Below are 3,105 nucleotides of genomic sequence, written 5' to 3'. Positions count from 1 at the left end.
TGGCTGGCGGGCAGGGATTCGAACCCCGATTGGCGGATCCAGAGACCGCAGTCCTACCCTTGGACGACCCGCCAGCAGAGCGAGATTATAGGTATTTAACCTCAGTCTTGTCAAGCAGTAAAGCTGTTATCGAATGATGACAACATCTTCCGATAGGAAACCATCATCGACCTGAACCGATATTCTATAGATTCCTTCGGGCAGAGAAGAAAGATCTGCAATTGCCGCGCTATCCCCTTGATACATGAAGTTTACTTCCATTTTCCTGCCCGCAGTATCGTAGACCGCTATGTCATGGATGTTGTCCTGGAAGGATATAGTCACAATTCCGGATGAAGGATTCGGACTTACCTGAATTGTATGCTCCGTATGAACACTACCCTCGATACCCTGTGGTGAATGGTTGGGGAAAATATCCGTCCATTCAATCCACTCGGGGACCTGATTGTACGAAGGAGTTGAGAGGGTTGCGAAAGCCAGAGCCATTTTCAGATGTTCAGGCATGAATATCATCGTCTGGATAGTTCCTCCGGTTCCGGGTGTTGCCGGCCATCCCACAGCTTTCATGAAATCCCACAGTCTTACGAGCGTAACATCGGGATTAGTGGTAAGTGAATCCATGAGGTAGGAATAGCGGTAACATGGTACTGACGGTATTAGAACTCTGTGGTGATTGGAAAGAATCATTCTGCACGGGGCAATACCGGGTTCATCTTCCGCATACCTGAAAGCAAAACCGTTTTTGTTGTTGACTTCAACCACTACAGAGGACGAATCCTGTCCGGCAAGTGTTCTATCCGCTACAACATGGATGGCGTAGGAATTCGACCTGCTCCATCCTGTGAGAGCATCCTGCATGTCCTGCATGTCACATGAGCCGCTGCCGTTGAAATCCTCATCAGACAACCCAAGTGCCTGAGCCATGCATATTGGAATGAATTTACCGGGGAACTGACTTGTTCCCTGATTGTTGCCCATGTTAAGACAGGCACTGATTCCTGACTCATTCATCCCGGATAGGGAACCCGAGAATCCGGGGAAGCCTACTGATATCCAGTCCTGACCAGTTTGAGGATCGAAGGTTATAAGAAGACTGTTTTCAAGGATCGAACTGCCAGTATCTACGTAGTAATCAAGGTTCCGGGATATTGCGGGTGAGCCGTTCAGTTCCGGGTCACCAACAGTTGCATCGTCCCAGGAGCTGACGCTGGTGCATAGGAATTGTTTCATCCCTCTTAACGCGGATAGATCAGGGGTAGAAGAAACCACGCAGATATCGATGTAGTCTAAATATCTTCCAAGGGAATCAGAATAAATGCTGATAGTATCGGAAACACCGCTGATAATTCCCTGGGAGTATTCCACGAATTCTGTGGGTATATCGAAAAAAGTCAGGAAATACAATCTGGCGCTTTCGTAGTTAAGTGCACCTCCGATCATTTCCAGAAAATATTCCTGAAAAACCTCACCGATATCGGGGCCCAGAAGATATCCATGGGCGTAACCCATCTCGGACCAGGTTCCCCAGAGGTTCAGTATCCTGATATCACCAATGTACTCAACCGAACCATTCACATCTGCTTGAATTGGGCCGGAAATGAAAAGGCATATGATGATTAGTAAGAGTGATTTCATAGAATAGTCTCCGTTTAATTAGGGTTGATGCTATTATGGAAGAGGGGTTATGGAATATTCTGCCTCGGAAAGGTCAATCTCTGTAGTCGAATCAGCTGAAATTACGATGTTCTGCAGCCATGTACCGATAACGTTATTACCACCAGAGAACTGTACCCTCAACAGGAACTCACCTGCTCCCAGTTCTACGGAATCCCGCTGGAAGGGATTCAGGTTCAAGTTATAGATTGTTGTTGTGTCATCACCCGATGGAATAAGCAGATCAACAGTCCAGCCCCCTTCATTGAAATCCACAAGTGGTATGGTAAGAAGGGTTCCTGTGTCCCTGTAATCTCCGGTAATGTTCTGCATTGAGGGATATTCGATAGCCACTTTTACATACTGAACTGGAGGCATTCCACTGGAAAGCGTTTGCCATTCTTGGTCGGTCCAGATATCAAACCAGAAGTAGAGGTTTCTATCAACTCCGGGGAACCAGCCCGCAACAGGACGGGCAGGAATACCCATTGTTCTTAATGATGCTCCTAGAAGGACCCATTTTTCTTCCAGTGAACCCTGTTCAGCAGGAATAATCTGAGTAGGAGAGAGAACGGAACCATCGCTTCGAGTTCTCGTTAAAGTTATTACGTGATTGATAACATCATTTATTGCTTCCGCCATTTCAGGAATTGTTTCTGCGGACTGTATTCGCCTGCTGAGCCAGGCCCCTAGCGCGGATCTGTACGAAGAAAGCGGTTCGTTGCTTATTCGGCAGGAAAGCAGGTAGTTCAGGAAAATGTAATCAGGCAGATAGTTATACCATATGTTTTTGCTGTTCATGGCACCCAGGACATGATCCTCAAGAATAGAAGTGGTCATACTGTTCCTGTCATCTGCAGGCATTGATATGAAGAGGTGTTCAATACAAGTAAGCGTGTCTCCGGAATACTGTTCGAATGCTTCTTCCCAGAAACCCGCGTTTTCCGGGATTTCAGCGAGGAGAGAATCGCGTTCTGCAGGTAAAAGGAGAAGAGTGACAGACATTAGTAAACTGAACATGGTTTCCCCCTTTTCACTATATTTATATACTATATCATTTTAGAGGGAAGGAGAAAGGGTGAAAAAACTCATAGGCGCATGGATTGTTGCAGGAGTAGCGCTCTGGTTGACATCTATGGTTCTTGGGATGCGAATGGAATTTGCAGGTTTCTGGTCTATTGTATGGACTGCTGCCGTTATAGGCCTTATGAATTTTATTCTGGCACCGATTCTGAACCTTATGACTTGTCCCGTTTATCTGCTTACGCTGGGCCTGTCACGGTTCCTTGTTAGTGGTCTTGTCTTGATTATAGCCCGGGAATGGGTCGGGGGATTTTACGTTGCCAGTTACTGGTGGGCGGTACTTGCAGCGGTTATAATTTCCCTGCTGACAGGAGTAATTGACAGTATGACCGGCAGGAAGAAATAACCGGAAGCAGACTGATTTCTATT

3 protein-coding genes and 1 tRNA gene are annotated in these 3,105 nt (G+C 46.6%); 1 reads left to right on the top strand and 3 read right to left on the bottom strand.

Translation table 11 applies throughout. From position 1 onward, the window contains the following. From K8S15_02855 to K8S15_02845, 3 genes are all read right to left on the bottom strand, one after another. A tRNA-Gln gene (locus tag K8S15_02855) sits at positions 1-74 on the bottom strand. Positions 75-126: 52 nt separating this feature from the next. Then, entirely contained in the window at positions 127-1,635 is a 1,509-nt protein-coding gene (locus K8S15_02850) for a T9SS type A sorting domain-containing protein (protein MCD4774973.1), read from the bottom strand. A gap of 33 nt (positions 1,636-1,668) precedes the next feature. After that, positions 1,669-2,673 carry a transglutaminase-like domain-containing protein gene (locus K8S15_02845; GenBank protein ID MCD4774972.1) on the bottom strand — a complete coding sequence of 335 codons (1,005 nt, stop codon included), beginning with the start codon at positions 2,671-2,673 and terminating at the stop codon, positions 1,669-1,671. 58 nt (positions 2,674-2,731) lie between these two features. Here K8S15_02845 and K8S15_02840 point away from each other — a divergent pair, with 58 nt between their 5' ends. Next, positions 2,732-3,082 carry a phage holin family protein gene (locus K8S15_02840; protein MCD4774971.1) on the top strand — a complete coding sequence of 117 codons (351 nt, stop codon included), beginning with the start codon at positions 2,732-2,734 and terminating at the stop codon, positions 3,080-3,082. Positions 3,083-3,105: the final 23 nt, after the last annotated feature.

Source organism: Candidatus Aegiribacteria sp. (assembly GCA_021108005.1).
Taxonomy (GTDB): domain Bacteria; phylum Fermentibacterota; class Fermentibacteria; order Fermentibacterales; family JCC-6; genus Aegiribacteria.
Note: the sequence above shows the minus strand (reverse complement) of the source record. Positions and strands in the feature narration are given on the sequence as shown.

Bases quoted from the DNA above. Each gene is read 5' to 3' on its own strand.
- K8S15_02850 (MCD4774973.1), bottom strand. From the start codon at position 1,635: ATGAAATCACTCTTACTAATCATCATATGCCTTTTCATTTCCGGCCCA.
- K8S15_02845 (MCD4774972.1), bottom strand. From the start codon at position 2,673: ATGTTCAGTTTACTAATGTCTGTCACTCTTCTCCTTTTACCTGCAGAA.